This window comes from Flavobacterium chilense, assembly GCF_001602525.1.
GTDB classification, from domain to species: Bacteria; Bacteroidota; Bacteroidia; order Flavobacteriales; family Flavobacteriaceae; genus Flavobacterium; species Flavobacterium chilense.
Map to the genome: position 1 here is coordinate 460,982 of NZ_LSYT01000002.1, position 20,203 is coordinate 481,184.

A 20,203-nucleotide genomic window follows, 5' to 3' on the forward strand; every position below is an offset into this window, starting at 1 on the left:
ATGGCCACCAAAAAAAACAATCAATCTAATAGTAATAAAGATATTAACTATTATAAAAAGAAATTCTGGAGAGTTTTTGCTTATACCTTATTGGGTATTTTAGCTTTCTTTTTATTTGCATCGTGGGGATTATTCGGTTCCATGCCTTCGTTTGAAGACTTAGAAAATCCGGATTCTAATCTGGCTACAGAAATTATATCATCTGACGGAGTAGTGATTGGTAAATATTTTAAAACCAACAGATCACAGCTTAAATACTCTGATTTACCAAAAAGTTTAGTAGAAGCTTTGGTTGCCACCGAAGATGCCCGTTTTTATGATCACTCCGGTATCGACGGACGTGGAACTTTAAGAGCTGTTTTTAGCTTAGGAACCAATGGTGGAGCAAGTACATTAACACAACAATTAGCCAAACAATTATTTCACGGAGAAGGATCTAAGTTTCTTCCGTTCAGGATTGTACAAAAAATAAAAGAATGGATTATTGCCATTCGTCTGGAACGACAATATACCAAAAACGAAATTTTGGCGATGTACTGCAACGTTTACGATTTTGGGAATTATTCTGTGGGAGTAAGTTCAGCAGCACAAACCTATTTTTCTAAAGACCCGAAAGATTTAACCATGGACGAATCGGCTATTTTGGTCGGAATGTTCAAAAACTCAGGGTTATACAATCCCGTTCGTAATCCGGAAGGAGTAAAAAACCGTCGTAACGTGGTGCTTTCTCAAATGGAAAAAGCAAAAATGATTACTACAGCAGAAAAATTGAGATTACAAGCCTTGCCAATTGCTTTAAAATTTAAGTTAGAAAGTCATCGTGAAGGTACAGCGACTTATTTTAGAGAGTATCTGCGTGACTACATGAAAAAATGGGTTACTGAAAACAAAAAACCAGATGGATCTGATTACGATATTTACAAAGATGGTCTGAAAATCTATACTACTATTGATTCAAGAATGCAGTTGCATGCCGAAGAAGCAGTTTCTGAACACATGAAAAACCTTCAGCAGCAATTTTTTATTGAAATGAAAACCAATAAAAATGCACCTTTCGTAAATATTACACAAGCCGAAACAGACCGAATCATGATGCAGGCAATGAAAAATTCTACACGCTGGGCTATCATGAAAGATATGGACAAAAGCGAAGATGATATCATTGCTTCTTTCAAAGTAAAAACAAAAATGCGCGTATTTACCTGGAAAGGAGAACGTGATACGGTAATGACACCGCTTGATTCGATTCGTTATTTCAAACACTTTTTACAATCAGGTTTAATGGCGATGGAGCCTCAAACCGGAAATATTAAAGCGTGGGTTGGAGGAATCAATTACAAATATTTTCAATACGATCACGTTGGGCAGGGAGCAAGACAAGTAGGTTCTACTTTTAAACCATTTGTTTACGCTACTGCAATCGAACAATTGAATATGTCGCCTTGCGATTCTATTCTTGACGGGCCATTCATGATTCATAAAGGACGTCATAATGTTACAGCAGACTGGGAACCAAGAAACTCTGACAACAGATACCGCGGAATGGTAACTTTAAAACAAGGTTTAGCGAATTCGATCAATACCGTTTCAGCAAAATTAATTGACAGAACGGGTCCTGAAGCTGTTGTTGAATTAACACATAAATTAGGCGTAAAAACCGAAATTCCGCCACAGCCTTCTATTGCTCTTGGAGCTGTAGATATTACAGTTGAGGATATGGTTGCCGCTTACAGTACGTTTGCGAATCAGGGAGTATATGTTAAACCGCAATTTTTAAGCCGTATAGAGAATAAAAGCGGAGAAGTTATCTATGAGCCTATTCCGGAATCTCACGACGTTTTAAACAAAGATATTGCCTTTGCTGTAATTAAATTATTAGAAGGAGTTACAGAAACCGGTTCTGGTGCACGTTTACGTACACAAGGCGGTGGAAGTGGAGATAACCGCTGGACAGGATATCCGTACATGTTCAAAAACCCGATTGCTGGTAAAACAGGAACTACTCAAAACCAGTCTGATGGTTGGTTTATGGGAATGGTACCAAATTTAGTAACCGGAGTTTGGGTTGGATGTGAAGATCGTTCAGCACGTTTTAAAAGTTTAACTTACGGACAAGGTGCAACTGCTGCATTACCAATCTGGGGTTATTTCATGAAACTGTGTTATGCAGATCCGGGACTTCAGGTTTCTAAATCAGAATTCGAACGTCCGGCAAATCTTTCTATCAAAGTAGATTGCTACAGCAGACCTGCAGTTGTAAAAGATACCACACAAACAGATCAGAATACAGACGAGTTCGAACTGTAACTTAAAGTTCAGGTTTAAATATAAATTATCCTTTTGTGATCTTCTAAAATCTGGAAGAATACAAAAGGATTTTTTTATGGAATAGAATATAGCCCAAGGTTTCAATCTTGGGAAACGAATTATAATTGTGCTATTTGCTTTAATGGTGGAAACCATTAATAATGTTTGTAAAAAGGTGTTTTGTTGATTTATAGGTCTTGAATTGATACCGAACCACCAGGCATATTTTATTTTTACGAAATCGTTATAATTTAATCTAAAAATCTTATTTTTATCAAAATTATACAGCAATAAAGACAATTTGTTATGATAACAAAAAAAGTAAATAACGTTCAGGAAGCTATTGAAGGAATCGAAAGCGGAATGACTATTATGTTTGGAGGCTTTGGTTTGTGCGGAATTCCCGAAAATACCATTGCAGCATTAGTAAACACATCAATTTCTGATTTAACCTGTATTTCAAACAATGCGGGAGTTGATGATTTTGGTTTGGGATTGCTTTTGCAGAAAAAACAAATTAAAAAAATGATCTCTTCGTATGTTGGAGAAAACGCTGAATTCGAACGTCAGATGCTTTCAGGCGAACTCGAAGTAGAACTAACTCCGCAAGGTACCTTAGCAGAACGTTGTCGCGCAGCTCAGGCAGGAATTCCGGCTTTCTTTACACCGGCAGGTTACGGAACCGAAGTTGCCGAAGGAAAAGAAGTTCGTGAGTTCAACGGAAAAATGCATATTATGGAGCAGGCTTTTAAAGCCGAGTTTGCCATTGTAAAAGCCTGGAAAGGTGATGAAGCAGGAAATCTGATCTTTAAAGGAACAGCCAGAAACTTTAATGCATGTATGGCAGGAGCAGCAAAAATTACTATTGCCGAAGTCGAAGAGCTGGTTCCTGTTGGAACTCTGGATCCAAATCAAATTCATATTCCGGGAATTATGGTGCAACGCATTTTTCAGGGCGAAAAATTTGAAAAAAGAATCGAACAACGAACTGTTAGAGTAAAAAATTAGATAATTAAGATAATGCGACAATTAGATAATTGTTTTTGAATTATCTAATTATCAAATTTTCTAATTGACACATTATAGATATGGCACTTAATAAAGAAGATATAGCAAAACGAATTGCAAAAGAAGTAAAAGACAGGTATTTTGTAAACTTAGGGATCGGAATTCCGACTTTGGTTGCAAATTATGTGAGAGAAGATATTGCCGTTGAATTTCAAAGCGAAAATGGTGTTCTGGGCATGGGGCCTTTTCCGTTTGCCGGAGAAGAAGATGCTGATATTATCAACGCCGGAAAACAAACTATTACAACATTGCCGGGAGCCAGTTTTTTTGATTCGGCTTTTAGTTTCGGGATGATTCGCAGCCAAAAAGTAGATTTGACGATTCTGGGCGCAATGGAAGTTTCTGAAAACGGAGATATTGCCAACTGGAAAATTCCGGGTAAGATGGTTAAAGGCATGGGAGGCGCAATGGATTTAGTGGCTTCTGCCGAAAATATCATCGTAGCCATGATGCACGTGAACAAAGCAGGAGAATCAAAAATCCTGAAAAAATGTACTTTACCTTTAACAGGTGTAGGCTGTGTTAAAAAGGTTGTAACAGAGTTAGCTGTTCTCGAAGTAACCGAAAAAGGTTTCAAGCTTTTAGAAAGAGCACCAGGTGTTTCTGTAGAACATATTATTGCTTCAACAGAAGCTGATTTGATTATTGAAGGAGATATTCCGGAGATGGATATCAGCTAAAAAAAATATTTTTTTATTGAAAATCTCTCAAGGCTGGCTTTTAAAAGGGCTGGCCTTTTTTGTAGGAATAAATTAAGGTTTTTAATCGTATTTATTTTTAAAATCAAACCCGCATGAGTGCCTGTTTTTGCTGATAATCCATTATAAATCAATAGAATAATTATTTTTTAAGCCGTTTTCTTACGAAATAATTATAATTTGTTAAATAAAAATGATTTTTACATAAAAGATGTTGTATGTTATCGATTAAAGGCAAATTTCATCGATTATATAACGTAAATAAAATACTTTTATCTCAAAATAGAGTATTTACTTACTTTTAATATTCTGTTTGTAATCCATTTAACCAAACTTAAATACCACATTATTATGGAAAGAAAATTACCAAAAATCATGGCATCAGCCGTTATTATTCTTACATTTTCAGTATCAGGATTTGCCCAAAATACAGATAAGAGGGTGAGCCAGAAAAGTGTCTCAGAAAACGGACAACCAAGTTTAATCACCTTTAGTGATAAATCTACTTACAAAGGAACAGATTACAACACTGTTTTTAAAGAGCAATTGGGGTTAAAAGACAATCAGTCTTTTTCGAAAGTTAAAACAGAATCTGATAAAGATGGTTTTACTCATGAAAAATTTCAGTTGTATGAACAAGGAATTAAAGTAGAATTTGCCAATTACACACTACATTCAAAAGAGGGAAAACTCGTTTCAATGAACGGGGAATTTTATGCTCTTCAAAATGTAAAAACAACCCCAAAACTATCAAATCAGGCAGCATTTGCCAAAGCTATTGCTCATACAGGAGCAAAACAATACTTATGGGAAACACCCGAAGATGCTGCTGCAATGAATTACGAAAAACCCAAAGGAGAATTAGTCTTACTGCCTGATATGGAAGAGCAGGGAGAAGACAGAAAATCAGATAAAGTACGATTGGCTTATAAGTTTGATATTTATGCCACCAATCCGGTAAGCCGTGGTGATCTTTATATCGATGCCGAAACCGGAAAAGTCCTGTTTTATAACGCCACAATCAAACATCTTGGAGAATATAGCCACGGAGCTAAATTAAAATCGGCTAAAATAAATCCGATAAATCAAAAACAAACAGTTAGTTCTAAAGCTGCAATAGTTGCCGCAAATGCAGCAACCCGTTATAGCGGAACACAGGTAATACAAACTACTCTAAGTGGTTCATCTTATATCCTTGCAGATGCAACAAGAGGTTTAGGAATAAACACCTACAACATGAAAAAGGGGACAAGTTATACAGCCGCTGTGAATTTTACAGATGCTGATAATAACTGGACAGCCGCTGAATATAATAATACCAACAAAGACAATGGTGCACTGGATGCTCATTGGGGAGCTGAAAAAACATATGACTATTGGTCAGCGGTACACGGCAGAAATAGTTATGATAACGCAGGAGCAATTATAAAAAGCTATGTACATTACAGCAGCGCATATGATAATGCATACTGGAATGGAAGCGTAATGACTTACGGTGACGGAAGCGGAACTTATTTTGACATCTTAACAGCTATTGATGTAGCCGGACACGAAATAGGACATGCCGTTTGTACTTATACAGCAAACTTGGCTTATCAAAAAGAGTCCGGAGCAATGAATGAAGCTTTTTCTGATATTTGGGGCGCATGTATTGAGTATAATGCCGCACCTACAAAATCTACCTGGCTAATTGGAGAAGATATCGAAAGAAGATCAGGACATCTTTCTTTACGTTCTATGAGTAATCCAAAAACAGAAGGACAACCGGATACTTATGGCGGAACATATTGGGTTAACGTAAGTTGTACACCAACCAGCAGTAATGATTATTGTGGAGTACATACCAATTCAGGGGTTTTAAATCACTGGTTTTATATCCTGTCTGTAGGTAAATCCGGAACTAATGACATTGGAAGCGCTTATAACGTGACTGGTATTACGATCGAAAAAGCTGCAAAAATTGCCTACCGTTTAGAAAGTGTTTACCTGACGGCAAATTCTACTTATGCTAATGCGAGAACTTCAGGTATACAATCTGCCATAGATTTGTATGGAGCAGGTTCTCCTGAAGTGATTGCCACAACCAATGCGTTTTATGCTGTGGGAGTTGGTGCGGCCTACGTAGGATCAACGGATACTGTTGCACCAACAGCTCCAACAAGTCTTGCTGCTTCAGGCACTACAGGAACAACTACTAATTTATCATGGACAGCTTCTACAGATAATGTAGGGGTAACAGGATACGATATTTACCAGGGAACAACATTAAAAGGATCCTCTACAACTACCAATTATACCGTAACAGGTTTAACGGCTTTAACAGCGTATAGTTTTAGTGTAAAAGCCAAAGATGCTGCAGGAAACGTTTCAGCGGCAAGTAATACTGTAAATGTTACAACTACCGCTGCTACAGTAACATATTGTACTTCTCAGGGCAATAGTGCAGCAGATGAGAGAATAGGTAAAGTTGTATTGGGAACAATCAATAATACATCAACCGGAACAACAGGTTATGAAAACTATACTGCAATTTCTACCAATGCAACAAGAGGAACAGCATATACGATTACGATTACCCCAAGCTGGACTTCTTCTGTTTACAGCGAAGGATATGCGGTTTTTATAGATTATAATCAGGATGGTGATTTTGCCGACTCAGGTGAAACGGTTTGGACAAAAGCGACTTCTACGACTACTCCGGTATCAGGAACCTTCACAATTCCGGCAACGGCAACTCTTGGAACAACAAGACTTAGAGTTTCTATGAAATACAACGGAATCCCAACCTCTTGTGAGAGTTTTTCTTATGGACAAGTCGAAGATTATTCTATAAACATTACAGCTTCAGGAGCAATTGTAAACGAAGAACTTGTTGCAGGTTTAGTGGAAACAACTGAAAATTCAGGTTTTGCATTATATCCAAACCCGGTAGCAGACGAATTAAATATTTCCTTTTTAAACAATACAGGATATACGTTTAGAATTATAAATACATTAGGTCAGCAAATTAGTACGGGAGAACTTTCCGGAAATCCTGTTGATGTTAGTGCACTAAACACCGGAATCTACATTATCGAATTAAATAATGGTGCTAAAAGAATTGTTAAAAAATTCGCTAAAAAATAAAAACAGAATTGTAATTAAAAAGTAAAAACCGCCCATTGGGCGGTTTTTTTATGTAATCTCCGAACGTTGAGAAAGCTTAACGCTGCGATAGAAAAAATTACAAATTAAATGAAGCTCCTAAACTAAAAGTAGCCTGATTGTTTAAATGATCAAATACACCATCGTTACTGCCGTATTTTGCAATAGGGAAACCAACCTCTGTGAAAACACCAAATCCGTCAGTAAAAAAGTAACGACCGCCTACATGTCCTCCAAAATTGTGTAAACCTAAACTTAGACCTGGATAAACGTCTAATTGTTTTACACCTATAACGCTGCTTAAATTAGCATTGATTCTTGCTTTTGCATCAAAACGCTCGCCAAAATTTGGTTTGCCATAAGTTTGACCCGCAATTTGGTTGTATGGTACATAGTCATCTACACCAAGTAAATAATTAGCAACAAATCCAAAAGAGAAGTTTTCTCCTAAACCAAAATCTACAGATCCCTGAATTCCTGAACCACCATCCTGAAGATTAGCACCAACGTTTACTTTTACATCGCCTTTTCCTGTAAATGCCTGCTGAGCCTGAGTAAAACCGAATGATACTAAAAACAAAAATGTAATAACCTTTTTCATAAACTTAAATATTAATTATATTGGATTGCAAATTTAACTTTTTAGATATTAATTCCTACCTTTTTCATCAGAATACAATTCGTTCAAAGGATCACTTTGCCAGAATTCCTTGGTATTTATATCCATAATAGTCAAAGGTCCCTTAAAAGCGGCACCCGTATCAACATTCCATACACACGCTTTATTTACCGGAACAGTTTGTCCAATTCGGGTAACAGGAGTGTGGCCAATATAGATTTCTTTGTAAACGGTAAAACGTTTAGGATAGTATAAATCGTCTGGTTTTAAATTTGGATCTAATGCAAGTGCAGACTCCCAAAGCGTTCTGTCCCAGTAAAATAATTTCGGAAAATATTCCCAAACCACGCCGTTTAAATTAGTAAATCCGGCGTGAACAAAAAGACGGTTTTCATCATCAAGATAATAGTCTTTCAACGATTCGAAAAAAGCAATATGCTCTTTTTTTCTCTCATCAGAAAGTCTGGAATATCCTTCAACAGTTGCTTTTCCGCCATGTTTGTACCACATTTCCTCATCAAAATCTTCATGTCTGTTTTCGAGCCAGTCTAAAGTTAACTGATCATGATTTCCTCTAATGCAAATGCAGTTTTGTTTGAGTTTTAAGTCAATCAGATAGTCGATTACTTCTGCCGAATGACTCCAGCCATCAACATAATCGCCTAAAAATATAAGAGTATCTTGTGTGGTAACTTCCGCTTTTTTCAGCACTTGTTCAAGTGCGAGTAATCCTCCGTGTATGTCGCCTATAACAAATGTTCGCATTTTTAAATATTTCGGGTAGTAACTACAAAAATAAATAAAATGATTTGTCTGGAATCATTTAGTTGTTAATCTTTAAAAATTGATACTATTTATAACTATTAGAAGCGTTCTAGTTATTGGTTTCCTGTTTAAATTTGCATAATGTCAGATGCACCAACATATCGAAAAATTATCCATATTGATATGGATGCTTTTTATGCTTCGGTAGAGCAGATGGATAATCCTGCTTTGCGCGGAAAACCTGTTGCTGTTGGTGGTTCAGAAAACAGAGGAGTAGTTTCGGCAGCAAGTTACGAGGCCAGAAAGTTTGGTGTTCGTAGTGCCATTAGTGGTGTTTTGGCTAAAAAATACTGTCCCGAAATTATTTTTGTACGCCCGAGATTTGATCGGTATAAAGAAATTTCCAGTAAAATTCATAAAATTTTTCACGATTACACAGACTTAGTTGAACCACTTTCGCTTGACGAAGCTTATCTTGACGTTACCCAAAATAAAAAAGGAAATCCAAGCGCAAGTTTACTGGCTCAGGAAATCCGATCCCGAATTTTTACTGAGGTTGGACTTACAGCTTCGGCGGGAATTTCGATCAATAAATTTGTAGCAAAAATTGCGAGTGATTACAATAAACCAAACGGACAAAAAACAGTAAACCCTGATGAAGTACTGGCTTTTCTGGAAGAATTACCTATTCGTAAGTTTTACGGAGTTGGAAAAGTAACAACAGAGAAAATGTACCAATTGGGCATTTTTACCGGAACAGATCTTAAAAGTAAATCATTAGAGTTTTTAGAGAAACATTTCGGAAAATCAGGCGCTTTTTATTATAATGTAGTTCGCGGAATTCACAATAGCGAAGTAAAATCACATCGTATAACCAAGTCAGTAGCGGCAGAACATACGTTTGATGTCAATTTGTCTTCAGAGATTTTTATGCTGGAACAATTAGACAGGATTGCAACTTCGTTAGAAAAACGATTAAAACGACATAATATCTCAGGAAAAACAGTCACACTCAAAATCAAATACAGCGACTTTACCCAGCAAACGCGAAGTAAAACATTGGCTTATTTTATTTCTGATAAAAGCCTGATTCTTGAAACAGTAGAAGAATTATTGTATCAGGAAAAAATGAAAGATTCAGTTCGATTACTCGGAATTTCTCTCAATAATTTAAATACCGAAGAGAAAAAGACAGTTGTTGTACAACTAAAATTTTCCTTTTAATTTGATTAAACTATGGTTAAATCACAAGAATTCTGTTTTTGTGATGAATTTTCTTTCTACCTTTGAGAGAAAAGAATATAATATCACGCATAATGAAAACTAATAAATCTGACGAGATTTCTAATCGTAATTCAGTTCCAATTTTAGCTTGGGATTTTCATTGTGAATATGTACGGGAATTAAAAGCAGCTTTGACAGATTTAAAGAAAGTAAAAAAAATTTCGAATCAGTTTACCTGGAACGAAAAAAATCTGGCAATTGAAGAACGACTAAAGAATGAAGTGGTTCTGGTAACAGATTTAGACTTAAAAATTGTTTTTGCTTCTAACGGAATCAAAAGAATGACAGGATACGCAGAAGAAGAAATTCTGGGCAAAACACCCAAGATGTTTCAGGGACCGGCAACATCCAAAACCGTTCTCAAAGAAATCAGAGAAGCGATCAAACTACAAGTACCCTTTGAGAAAACAATCGAAAATTACAGAAAAGACGGCAGAACATACCAATGTAAAATCACAAGTTCTCCTGTTTTTAATCTAAAAGGGCAAATCACACATTTTATAGCCTTTGAAAGAGATTTAAGCGCCTGATATTTGCCACAAAGGCACTAAGACGCAAAGTCTTTTAATAATAAAAAAAACCGCCTGTTTGGCGGTTTCATTTTTTTACAACTATAATTACTTTGCGTCTTAGTGCCTTTGTGGCAAAAAACGTTAAGTCTAAAAACTTATAAATTCTCAAAGAAATCATTTCCTTTATCATCAGTAATGATAAAAGCAGGGAAATCTTTTACGGTTATTTTACGAACAGCTTCCATTCCTAATTCTTCAAAATCAACCACTTCAACTTTCAGGATATTATCCTGTGCTAAAATTGCAGCCGGTCCGCCAATAGATCCTAAATAGAATCCGCCGTATTTCTTGCAGGCATCAGTAACCTGTTTAGTACGGTTTCCTTTGGCAAGCATAATCATACTTCCGCCATGTTTTTGAAACTCATCTACATAAACGTCCATACGTCCTGCAGTTGTTGGTCCAAAACTTCCTGAAGGCATTCCTTCCGGAGTTTTAGCAGGACCTGCATAATAAACAGGATGATTTTTAAAGTATTCCGGCATTGGTTTTCCTGCTTCAAGCATTTCCATGATTTTTGCATGCGCAATATCACGGGCAACAATTACAGTTCCGTTTAATTTCAAACGTGTTTTAATTGGGTATTGTGATAATTTCGCCAACATATCAGCCATTGGCTGGTTTAGGTCGATTTCTACAGGTGCTTCTAAATGTGGTGCTGTTTCCGGTAAAAACTGTTTTGGATTTACTTCTAATTGTTCAACAAAGATTCCGTCTTTTGTAATTTTTCCTTTAATATTTCTATCAGCAGAACAAGAAACCCCTAATCCAACCGGACATGAAGCTGCGTGACGTGGCAAACGGATTACACGAACATCATGTGTGAAATATTTACCGCCAAACTGAGCACCAATAGCACTTTCCTGGCAAATTTGCTGTACTTTTTGTTCCCATTCCAAATCACGAAAAGCCTGACCAGCCATGTTTCCTGAAGTTGGCAAGTGATCATAATATCCTGCAGATGCTTTTTTAACGGCACTTAAGTTCGCTTCGGCAGAAGTTCCGCCAATAACTAAAGCTAAGTGATATGGAGGACAGGCAGACGTTCCTAAATCTTTAATTTTGGCACGAATAAAAGCATCCAGAGATTTCTCATTCAACAAAGATTTTGTTTGTTGATATAAGTAGGTTTTATTAGCAGATCCACCACCTTTAGCCATAAATAAAAACTCGTACGAAGCTCCTTTTTTGGCATAAATATCAACCTGCGCCGGAAGATTAGAACCAGAATTCTTTTCTTCAAACATCGAGATCGGTACAATCTGTGAATAACGTAAGTTACGTTTTTGGTACGTATTAAAAATTCCTTTGCTTAGCCATTCTGCATCATCAACACCCGTAAAGATGCTTTCTCCTTTTTTGGCCATTACAATTGCTGTTCCGGTATCCTGACAGCTTGGTAACTGACCTTCGGCAGCAACAGAAGCATTTTGCAATAAATTATAAGCCACAAAACGATCGTTATCTGTAGCTTCAGGATCGTCAAGAATTTTTCTTAATTTCTGCAAATGTGTTGTTCTTAACATGAACGAAACATCTGTTAAAGCTTCTTCAGCCAGTAATTCTAATCCTTTTGGATCAACGGTTAAAACTTCACGTTCTCCAAATTGTTCTACTTTCACAAAATCAGAAGTAATTTTGCGGTACTGTGTATCATCCTTTAAAATAGGATAAGGGTCTTGGTATATAAAATCAATCATTGCTTTGTTTTTTACAAAGTTAGAAATTATTTACCTAAGAAAGAATTTGAATAAGGGCTGTTTTGGGAGTTTATTTTATCCCGTGAAAGGCATCAAAAGACATTTTTTTCTCAAAATAAGTCTTGTTTTTCGTTGAAGCCAATTGCTTTTTCCACTGATTTCCGTTCAGGCGAAAAACAATGGAATCTGAATGTGAGACAGTACCCATATTTTCATCGTCATCATCCGGTTCAAAAGAAACTGTTTTGCAATAAAAAGATTCCGGATTTGCTTTTGATGTTGAATTTTCAAACTCAACCCAACTTCCCCAGCCGCTGTCAATCATAGAATCCCATTCATGAACAAGTTGTAAATCGCTGTTTTTTAAATAATATAAATAGTTGTTTTGGGCATAACCACAAGCAGGATATCCAAAACTAACCTGAATAAAATTCGAATTTTTGGCTGTAGCCGAAGTCAACCCATAAGAAGCGGACCATTCTGAACCTTTTTGAATACCTTTTATTGTAATTTTTGAATCGGCAGTTTTAGTTTTGTTCAAATAAAAATCGAGACGGTATTTTGCGGTTACAATACTGTCTTTATCTGCTTTTTGATCAACCAAATGAGCCAGTATAAAAGCATTTTTGGATATGGTTTCATCTTCAGAAATCGAAATGGTATCTGTTTTTAAAAAATGTTCTTTTATTACAGCTGTTTCTGTTTTAGGTTCCGGAGTGGTACTTGTAATTTGAGGTTCAGATTTTGGTTTCTGACAGCCAATTAAAAGCAATAAAAATAAAAGGGTTTGTGGTTTCATTATTTTAAATAGATATTATTTTAATGCTATAACGAATAGTTTCTTTTTTTGATAAAGTTCAGCTAACGAAATACTTTCTCCGTCAAGATAAAAAAGCTGATTTTGAAATTTAACTTCATTAGGGTCAATTAGAAAATAATAATTATCACGATCGGTCAGAACGCTCAGATTTTCATAATTTAAATCTATAATTTCAACATAATTTATAATATTCAGTTTTTGAGCTTCTTCCAGTGTTATGGAGTTGTCCTCATATCTTAGAGAAAGTTTATCACCTCCACCGGGCATTCCAAACCAGGGAATTGCTTTTGCAGATACCATCGAAATATAGTCTGGAAACTGATTAAAGACAAATAGCTTTTTTTCAAAATTCTCAAAAAAATCAGGTAAGGATTTTTTTTCAAAAGGCTCGTTGTTATCCCAAAAAAAGATACCCTGATTTTGCCAGGACGGATCCTGGAGGTTTTTTTCAGTATTGCTATCCCAATAATGCATATACAATTCACGAGGCAAAAAAGTCAGGATAGAATCGTTTATTAACCAATCTATTTTGTTGGGTTCGAATTTATTTTCTTCTGTTTTAACTTCCTCAATAGTTTCAACTTCTTCACTAAACTGATTTTTCTCTTCAGACTGAATTTTTTCAATAGTTTCTGTTTCCTTTTTTTTACTGAAGAATCTTTTAAACATAATTATATTAATTTGATTAGATGAGGATTAAAAAAACCATGTAGCCACAAAAATCGCCGTAATAACACAAATTAAGTCAACCAAAAGCATGGTGCCCAAAGCATAACGGGTGTTTTTGATGTTTACAGAACCAAAGTAAACAGCAATTACATAAAAAGTACTTTCGGCACTACACTGAAAAATACTGCTCAGTCTAGCTGTTAAAGAATCTGCTCCGAAGGTATTCATAGAATCAATTAAAAATCCTCGGGATCCTGCAGAACTAAAAGGACGAAGCATTGCTACAGGTAACGCATTTGTGATTTCTTTACTTACTCCCATATTAGAGAAAACAAAGGCAATTCCGTCGCTTATAATTTCAAACAAACCACTGTTTCTGAACAAAGAAATAGCGACTAACATTCCCAATACATAAGGAAAAATAGTAACACCTGTTTTGACACCATTATTGGCACCTACTACAAAAGTTTCAAAAACAGTTGTATTGGCATCTGTGAATTTTTTCTCGTGTATGAATGAAAAAATCAGTGTAAAAGCAATAATAGCTATTAATATTAATCCCGAAAGGTTAGAGGTGAAGTAGTTTTTTCCAATTAAATCCAAATGATTCACGTACATCAATAAACCAACAATTGCAGCGATTAATACCATCAGGGCAATAAGAAGAGAAGCACTTTTAAAATTGATTTTTTGTTTAATTCCCACGATTAAAAAAGCTGCAATTGTACCAATGAAAGAAGTAATAATACAAGGCAGCATAACATCAGCAGGATTGCTGGCATTTGCAGCAGCTCTATAACCAATAATAGAAGTTGCAATTAAGGTTAAACCTGAAGCGTGAAGACACATAAACATGATTTGGGCATCACTGGCTTTGTCTTTGTCAGGGTTTATTTCCTGTAAGCTTTCCATGGCTTTAAGACCAAAAGGGGTTGCAGCCGAATCTAATCCCAGAAAATTGGCCGCAAAATTTAAAGTCATATACGATATAGAAGGGTGATTTTTAGGAATACTAGGAAACACCTTTACAAATACCGGACTCAATGCTTTGGCCAGATTTCCTGATGCGCCTGAAATAATTAAAAGCTCCATTAATCCGCAAAAGAAAGCCAGATAAGCCATAAGCGGCAAAATTAAATCGAGTAAAGTAGTTTTGCAAGTAGGCAATAAACCATCCGATTTTTGTACACCACTAAAAACTTTTACTGTTTTGTTTTTGTAAACATAAGTTGTATCAGCATTTAGTGTGTCACGATTGATAATCATGGTTTGGTTAGGCGCTTTTTTAATACTGTCCTTGATAAAAGCCGGAAGTTGTTCGATATATTTTTCAGATACTAAAACAGGATCATCTTTCTTACCATTCAAAATAGAATCAATAGTGTAAGTGTTGGCAGTAAACAAACTGACTACAATAAAGAAAATTGAAGAAATAAAAATAACTAACCAAAATCTGCTTAATACCATAATACTATTTTTTTGTAAATGTAATTATTTAGCCATAATATGCACAAAGATTTTGCTATTGAAACGAGAAGTATTTCTTAGAAAATGTAATTTTTCATTGAAATTTAAGCTATTCAATAATCACTTTAGTTTCTAAATAGTTCTGAAAAGCGGTGATACCCTCAAACAGAATTTCTTTTTTAGCACTTTCGGTTTCATTAAAAAACTGTGTTTCGATTTTAGCATGATCTTTTTTAATGGTCCGTTTCCAGGTTCCGATTACTTTTCCGTTTTCCAGAATAATGGGTTTAAAAATTCCATTATTGGTAAAAGCTTTAGGTTGATGTTCTGGTAAAATCGAAGCTTCACGTGTTTTGTATGAAATTAAAATCTCATCAAATGCGGGAAGAAAATGTACGCTTTCGCGGAAGTTATTTTCATTAGTCAACTCATTTCCAAACCAATATTTCTGATCATTAATTTCAATAGAGCTCAATTGCAACTCAATTGCATTAATAGCAATTTTGCAGATAGTTGGAGGAAAACCGGACCACCACGAAAAGTCAGGTAACGTTGCAGGGCCGTGGCTTTCGAAATAACGCTTCGCTAATTTTGCTAATGCTTCTTCTTTAGTTAGTTTTGTTTTAGGTTTAGCAACGCGTTCTTCAAGTAAAGCATAAGTTATTTGTTTGCCTTTCATTTTCCCGTTACAAACTAAACCATCCAACTCAGCATTCATCATAATGGCGGCACTCAGGAAATCTTCGCCCGATGTTTTTTTTATGTTGAGTTCCTGCATGATTTCATCACGTGTTAAATGCTGATTTCCGGACAGGAGTTTTTCGATAGCAATATTCAGCTCATCCAGTTTTTTGGCATCATAGCCATATTTTTTGGCGGCAGAAGAAGTGAATTTTTTTACCTGAGGTGCCGAAAGATCCAACATCCAATAAATATCTTCAGCCGAAACAAAATGCCAGGTTGGCCGCAAAATATGTGTCCGGATGATTTCTGCCGAATTAACAGCTTCTTCAATCATAGTTTCAGGCGCATCACAACGTGAACCAACTGCCCACTTTGCCATGGCATAATCCTGAGCCTGCATTGCACCAAGATGCTGAACAATTTCTTGTGGCGAAGCAGGGTTGGGTTTGTACAATTTTTGTGAAACAAGACGATGATGTGAAATTTCCTGATGTGTCATAATTATTAAACCATATGAGTTATATAAGTACAGTTAAACTCTGTCTGCCAGATCTCAAAGAAGAAGCTTTGCAACTCTGTACCTTTGCACCTTTGCACCTCAAAATTAAACATGAATGATTTCCTCTTCGATCAATAAATCTTCACGGCGTAAACGCAGGAAAATCTGTGCGACAGCAATCGTGTCTTTCTCGCAATAGGTTATAATCCGGTCAATATCTTTCTCGACATAAAAAACATGCGCCACCTGACTGCCGTCGATATCACCTTTTGGAGAAGGAACACCCAGGATTTTTGTTAGTAATTTTAAAGAAGTAAAATGTTTGTAATCCCCAAACTTCCATAATTCCAGAGTATCCAGATGTGCAATTTCCCAGGGCTTTTTGCCAAATAGATTCAGTTTATCCGGAATCGCAATCTGATTGATAATCATTCGGCGTGCGATAAACGGAATATCAAATTCTTTTGCGTTATGTCCGCACAAAAGATGTTGTGGCTGATTAAAATGATTGTTTAGCAGGTTGTTAAAGTCTTTCAGAATCTTTTTTTCTTCTCCAAAAAAAGATGTCACCCTAAAATTTCGAACATCACCTTTTATGGTAAAATAGCCTACAGAAATACAAATAATCTTTCCAAATTCAGCCCAGATTCCGGCACGGTCATAAAACTCTTCCGGTGTAAAATCGTCTTTTCGCTGATATTTGGTTTTTAAATCCCACAGCGATTGCATTTCTGTATCAAGCAAGTTAAAATTCTCTTCTTCAGGAACAGTTTCTATATCAAGAAAGAGAATGTTATTTAAGTTTATTTTTTCAATCATTATTTAGACGTCTTAGATTTTTAGACTTGCAAATATTTATAAAGAATAAATCATAAGTAATTACTTATGATTTTGTTTTATAAAACTATGATTTTAATTCGTTAAATTGGTAGCAAACTTTTTATTTTTTCAAAACAAACTCTGCTGTGTGGTTGGATTTTCGTGTTCGATTAACCATTTCTTTCGGGATAAGCCTCCGGCATAACCAGTTAAAGAACCATTTGTGCCAATAACGCGATGACAGGGAACCACAATCCATAACGGATTTTTACCATTTGCAGATGCTACAGCACGAATTGCTTTGATATCGCCCAGTTTTTTGGTTTGATCCATATAGCTAACTGTTTTTCCGTATGGAATTTCGAGTAAAGATTTCCATACTTTTTGCTGAAATTCAGTTCCTTTTGGATTTAGCTTTAAATCGAAATCGGTTCGTTTTCCTTCAAAATATTCTTCAAGTTGCAAAACAGCTTCTTTTAAAACTTCCGGAACTATTGAAGAAACTTCATTGGTACCAACATCAGAAACTGAAATTACTGCAATACCATCTTCGTCTCCAACAATTTTGGTGATTCCTAAAGGTGAATTAATGAATACTGTTTCCATAGTTTTTTAACCGCAAAAGCGTAAAGGTTTATCGCAAAGTTCGCAATTTTATTTAAACCATATCAGTAATTTAAGTTTTTACTTTGCTAACGTTATTGTCACCCTGAGTGAAGTCGAAGGCTTATAAAAACGAAAAGAACGTCGTTTAATCTTTGATTTTTAAAATATTAGTAATCTTTCAGATTAAACGTGTAATTTAAAAAGTTTTCAATCTTTTCGCCTGAAATTACCTTTTTAATATTCGACTTCTCAATACTGAATCTTGGTAAAATTAAATTCAGTTCATTGGCTTTTTGTGTATAATATTCCTCTCTGGTTGGATGAAAAGGGGCAACAGCATTAAAAACTTCGTTCCATTTTGATTGACTAATTATTTCCTGAATTATTTCGATACAATCGTTTTGATGAATTAAGTTTATGGGAGCATCCGGATTTTCGAGGTTTTCTTTTCCGGCCAGAAACTTTATCGGATGACGATCTTCACCAATCAATCCGCCGAAACGTAAAATTGTCGTTTCGAAATTTTGGTTTTTTTGTAAAACAGCTTCCGCTAAAAGCAATTGTTTACCACTTTCTGTTTCAGGATTTGGAAGTGTTTCTTCCGTAATCGTTCCGTTTTCATCACCGTAAACAGAAGTTGAACTCGCAAAAAGAACTTTCTTTACCGTTGATTTTTCTATAAACGGAATTAGATTTTCAATTTTTTCGACGAAAATTTTTCTTAAAGAATCTCCATTATCACCTCGCAGTTTAGGCGGAATATCAATGATGAGGATTTCGCTTTCCTGTAAAAAGGAGTTTATACTTTCTGAAACACTTTCGCTTTCAAACATTCCTTCGACTTCGCTCAGGATGACAATAAACGGATTTATTCCGCTATTTTCTAAAGTGGAAAGTTTGTTTTGTGAAGTTGTTGAGCCGTTTATTGAATATCCTTTTTGGATTAATTTTTTCGCCAAAGGAAATCCAAGCCATCCACAACCTAATATGCTTATTTGAGTCATTTGTTTTTAAGGTTCAGAGAAGCAAAGGCTCAAAGTGACAAAGGGAAAGTTATACTTAATAAAACTTTTTCTTTGCTTCTTCGTGACTTTGCGAGATTAAATTATTTACAAATCTAATGTAAATCGAACTTTGTCTTTCCCTTTTCCGCCAATTCTGTTGTAGAATTTAATGGCTCTTTCGTTAAACTGTGGCGTCTGCCATTGAATGTTAATGCAGTTTTGCTCTTTTCCAATTTGTTTCAGTTTTTCGATTAAGATCTCACCAATTCCAAAACTTCTGGCTTCTTCCTCCAGAAACAAACAATCCATATAGATAAATGTTGCTGCATCCCAGGTCGAAAAATCAAAAGTATAAGAAACATAACCTATGATAGTTTCTTTTGTGGCAACTACTAAACAGTACAATTTTGGATTTTCATTAAATAATGCTTTTTTAAGTGCTTCTTCTTTTCCGATAGGAGAATAATCAGCTTTTTCAAATTCGGCATGTTTCTCACATAAAACAACCAGTTTAGGCAAGTCGGTTATTTCGCAATTTCTTATTGAATATTCCATTGCAGGTTGATTTCGTTTTGTAAAAAAGTGATAAAATGATAAAAGTAATCGGGATAGGTCTGATTCTCGCGAATGGCGATAAAATGTTTTCTTTTCAATCCGTTTTTCCCAATTTTAATGGCTTTAATAGGACTGGTTTTCAAATGTGGTAATAATGCCCATTTTGCCATCGACATTACGCCCATATCGGCTTTGACCATTTCGAGAGAAGCTTCTGTTAAAGGTAATGGCGTAATTTTTTTGGGTGTTACTTTGGCTGGAGCCAAAAGAAACTGATGAATCGTAACTGTTTCCATCGGAAGAGAATGAATCAGTAAATGTTCGTTGACAAAATCTTCGGCAACAACATATTTTTTATTTGCCCAGGCATGATTTTCAGAGACCACCATAACCATTTCATCCTGAAAAAGTTCAATATACTTGATGTTATTGTCTTTGATCTGATCGCTGATAATCGCAATATCAATTACATTTTCGAGTAATTTTTGTAACGGAATATGAGTGGCTTCGGTCATAATTTTCAACTCGACATTGGGATATAAAAGATGAAATTGTTTTAAAACCGGTGGCAGCCAGTGATAACTCGAGAAACATTCTGTACTAATTCTGATTTCGCCGTGTTCTCCATAAACCATTTGTTTAATCTGAGATTGGGTTTGTGTAAGTTTATCCAGAATTTCATTAGCAAGTTCATAGATTTTTTCTCCGGCTTTCGTCAGAATCAGTTTTTTGTTTGTTCTCAGAAAAATGGCAGTTCCCAATTGGTATTCGGCTTCTTTGAGCTGGTGGCTCAATGCTGATTGTGTCAAATGCAATTTGTCTATCGCTTTGGTGATGCTTCCTTCTTCAACAATTGCTTTTATTAATCGTAAATGACGTATTTCCATTTTTTCTGGGAATTAGAAATACAAAGTAACAACATT

Annotated in this window: 18 protein-coding genes; 6 read left to right on the forward strand and 12 right to left on the reverse strand. The window is 35.6% G+C overall.

What is annotated here, in order from left to right; all coding sequences use genetic code 11:
• From A4F88_RS07075 to A4F88_RS07090, 4 genes are all read left to right on the forward strand, one after another.
• Positions 1-2,307, forward strand: a complete 2,307-nt coding sequence (locus A4F88_RS07075; protein WP_068841879.1) for a penicillin-binding protein 1A — start codon at positions 1-3, stop codon at positions 2,305-2,307.
• Between the two features lie 306 nt (positions 2,308-2,613).
• On the forward strand, positions 2,614-3,315 hold the full coding sequence (locus tag A4F88_RS07080) for a CoA transferase subunit A (protein ID WP_068841880.1): 702 nt from the start codon (positions 2,614-2,616) through the stop codon (positions 3,313-3,315).
• Positions 3,316-3,395: 80 nt separating this feature from the next.
• Positions 3,396-4,055, forward strand: a complete 660-nt coding sequence (locus A4F88_RS07085) for a 3-oxoacid CoA-transferase subunit B (RefSeq protein ID WP_068841881.1) — start codon at positions 3,396-3,398, stop codon at positions 4,053-4,055.
• A gap of 369 nt (positions 4,056-4,424) precedes the next feature.
• Positions 4,425-7,199, forward strand: coding sequence for a M4 family metallopeptidase (locus A4F88_RS07090; protein WP_068841882.1), 2,775 nt, complete (start codon positions 4,425-4,427; stop codon positions 7,197-7,199).
• A 97-nt stretch (positions 7,200-7,296) separates the two neighbouring features.
• On the opposite strand, the gene A4F88_RS07095 is transcribed toward A4F88_RS07090, so the two are convergent.
• Both A4F88_RS07095 and A4F88_RS07100 read right to left on the reverse strand, forming a co-directional pair.
• Positions 7,297-7,818 carry a DUF6646 family protein gene (locus A4F88_RS07095; protein WP_068841883.1) on the reverse strand — a complete coding sequence of 174 codons (522 nt, stop codon included), beginning with the start codon at positions 7,816-7,818 and terminating at the stop codon, positions 7,297-7,299.
• Between the two features lie 48 nt (positions 7,819-7,866).
• Entirely contained in the window at positions 7,867-8,601 is a 735-nt protein-coding gene (locus tag A4F88_RS07100; protein WP_068841884.1) for a metallophosphoesterase family protein, read from the reverse strand.
• A 141-nt stretch (positions 8,602-8,742) separates the two neighbouring features.
• Here A4F88_RS07100 and dinB point away from each other — a divergent pair, with 141 nt between their 5' ends.
• Both dinB and A4F88_RS07110 read left to right on the forward strand, forming a co-directional pair.
• Entirely contained in the window at positions 8,743-9,825 is a 1,083-nt protein-coding gene (dinB, locus tag A4F88_RS07105; protein ID WP_068841885.1) for a DNA polymerase IV, read from the forward strand.
• A 92-nt stretch (positions 9,826-9,917) separates the two neighbouring features.
• Positions 9,918-10,415: a PAS domain-containing protein gene (locus A4F88_RS07110; protein ID WP_068841886.1), complete on the forward strand. Its 498-nt coding sequence runs from the start codon at positions 9,918-9,920 to the stop codon at positions 10,413-10,415.
• A 137-nt stretch (positions 10,416-10,552) separates the two neighbouring features.
• Here the strand turns inward: A4F88_RS07110 and A4F88_RS07115 are convergent, their stop codons facing one another.
• The 10 genes from A4F88_RS07115 to A4F88_RS07160 all read right to left on the reverse strand — a co-directional run bounded on the left by A4F88_RS07115 (position 10,553) and on the right by A4F88_RS07160 (position 20,167).
• Positions 10,553-12,157: a fumarate hydratase gene (locus A4F88_RS07115; protein ID WP_068841887.1), complete on the reverse strand. Its 1,605-nt coding sequence runs from the start codon at positions 12,155-12,157 to the stop codon at positions 10,553-10,555.
• Between the two features lie 70 nt (positions 12,158-12,227).
• Entirely contained in the window at positions 12,228-12,956 is a 729-nt protein-coding gene (locus tag A4F88_RS07120; protein WP_068841888.1) for a hypothetical protein, read from the reverse strand.
• 15 nt (positions 12,957-12,971) lie between these two features.
• Entirely contained in the window at positions 12,972-13,646 is a 675-nt protein-coding gene (locus A4F88_RS07125; RefSeq protein WP_068841889.1) for a hypothetical protein, read from the reverse strand.
• A 27-nt stretch (positions 13,647-13,673) separates the two neighbouring features.
• Positions 13,674-15,113: a nucleoside recognition domain-containing protein gene (locus tag A4F88_RS07130; RefSeq protein ID WP_068841890.1), complete on the reverse strand. Its 1,440-nt coding sequence runs from the start codon at positions 15,111-15,113 to the stop codon at positions 13,674-13,676.
• 109 nt (positions 15,114-15,222) lie between these two features.
• On the reverse strand, positions 15,223-16,296 hold the full coding sequence (locus tag A4F88_RS07135) for a winged helix DNA-binding domain-containing protein (RefSeq protein WP_068841891.1): 1,074 nt from the start codon (positions 16,294-16,296) through the stop codon (positions 15,223-15,225).
• A 105-nt stretch (positions 16,297-16,401) separates the two neighbouring features.
• Complete coding sequence (locus A4F88_RS07140) at positions 16,402-17,115, reverse strand: 3'-5' exonuclease (RefSeq protein WP_068841892.1); 714 nt, start codon at positions 17,113-17,115, stop codon at positions 16,402-16,404.
• A gap of 129 nt (positions 17,116-17,244) precedes the next feature.
• Positions 17,245-17,721 (reverse strand): methylated-DNA--[protein]-cysteine S-methyltransferase, encoded by a 477-nt coding sequence (locus A4F88_RS07145; RefSeq protein WP_068841893.1) that lies wholly within the window; start codon positions 17,719-17,721, stop codon positions 17,245-17,247.
• 167 nt (positions 17,722-17,888) lie between these two features.
• Positions 17,889-18,725, reverse strand: coding sequence for an NAD-dependent epimerase/dehydratase family protein (locus tag A4F88_RS07150; RefSeq protein ID WP_068841894.1), 837 nt, complete (start codon positions 18,723-18,725; stop codon positions 17,889-17,891).
• A gap of 105 nt (positions 18,726-18,830) precedes the next feature.
• Positions 18,831-19,280, reverse strand: coding sequence for a GNAT family N-acetyltransferase (locus A4F88_RS07155; protein WP_068841895.1), 450 nt, complete (start codon positions 19,278-19,280; stop codon positions 18,831-18,833).
• The gene (locus A4F88_RS07160) at positions 19,265-20,167 is read right to left on the reverse strand and encodes a LysR family transcriptional regulator (protein WP_068841896.1); all 903 of its coding nucleotides are present in this window, start codon (positions 20,165-20,167) and stop codon (positions 19,265-19,267) included. The genes A4F88_RS07155 and A4F88_RS07160 overlap by 16 nt, the downstream gene beginning before the upstream one ends.
• Between the last annotated feature and the right edge of the window lie 36 nt (positions 20,168-20,203).

Excerpts from the sequence above, each read along its gene's own strand:
- A4F88_RS07125 (WP_068841889.1), bottom strand. The coding sequence starts at position 13,646 with ATGTTTAAAAGATTCTTCAGTAAAAAAAAGGAAACAGAAACTATTGAA.
- A4F88_RS07090 (WP_068841882.1), top strand. The coding sequence starts at position 4,425 with ATGGAAAGAAAATTACCAAAAATCATGGCATCAGCCGTTATTATTCTT.
- A4F88_RS07150 (WP_068841894.1), bottom strand. The coding sequence starts at position 18,725 with ATGACTCAAATAAGCATATTAGGTTGTGGATGGCTTGGATTTCCTTTG.
- A4F88_RS07135 (WP_068841891.1), bottom strand. The coding sequence starts at position 16,296 with ATGACACATCAGGAAATTTCACATCATCGTCTTGTTTCACAAAAATTG.
- A4F88_RS07080 (WP_068841880.1), top strand. The coding sequence starts at position 2,614 with ATGATAACAAAAAAAGTAAATAACGTTCAGGAAGCTATTGAAGGAATC.
- A4F88_RS07085 (WP_068841881.1), top strand. The coding sequence starts at position 3,396 with ATGGCACTTAATAAAGAAGATATAGCAAAACGAATTGCAAAAGAAGTA.
- A4F88_RS07115 (WP_068841887.1), bottom strand. The coding sequence starts at position 12,157 with ATGATTGATTTTATATACCAAGACCCTTATCCTATTTTAAAGGATGAT.
- A4F88_RS07160 (WP_068841896.1), bottom strand. The coding sequence starts at position 20,167 with ATGGAAATACGTCATTTACGATTAATAAAAGCAATTGTTGAAGAAGGA.
- A4F88_RS07140 (WP_068841892.1), bottom strand. The coding sequence starts at position 17,115 with ATGATTGAAAAAATAAACTTAAATAACATTCTCTTTCTTGATATAGAA.
- A4F88_RS07145 (WP_068841893.1), bottom strand. The coding sequence starts at position 17,721 with ATGGAAACAGTATTCATTAATTCACCTTTAGGAATCACCAAAATTGTT.
- A4F88_RS07155 (WP_068841895.1), bottom strand. The coding sequence starts at position 19,280 with ATGGAATATTCAATAAGAAATTGCGAAATAACCGACTTGCCTAAACTG.
- A4F88_RS07100 (WP_068841884.1), bottom strand. The coding sequence starts at position 8,601 with ATGCGAACATTTGTTATAGGCGACATACACGGAGGATTACTCGCACTT.
- A4F88_RS07075 (WP_068841879.1), top strand. The coding sequence starts at position 1 with ATGGCCACCAAAAAAAACAATCAATCTAATAGTAATAAAGATATTAAC.
- A4F88_RS07120 (WP_068841888.1), bottom strand. The coding sequence starts at position 12,956 with ATGAAACCACAAACCCTTTTATTTTTATTGCTTTTAATTGGCTGTCAG.
- A4F88_RS07095 (WP_068841883.1), bottom strand. The coding sequence starts at position 7,818 with ATGAAAAAGGTTATTACATTTTTGTTTTTAGTATCATTCGGTTTTACT.
- dinB (WP_068841885.1), top strand. The coding sequence starts at position 8,743 with ATGTCAGATGCACCAACATATCGAAAAATTATCCATATTGATATGGAT.
- A4F88_RS07110 (WP_068841886.1), top strand. The coding sequence starts at position 9,918 with ATGAAAACTAATAAATCTGACGAGATTTCTAATCGTAATTCAGTTCCA.
- A4F88_RS07130 (WP_068841890.1), bottom strand. The coding sequence starts at position 15,113 with ATGGTATTAAGCAGATTTTGGTTAGTTATTTTTATTTCTTCAATTTTC.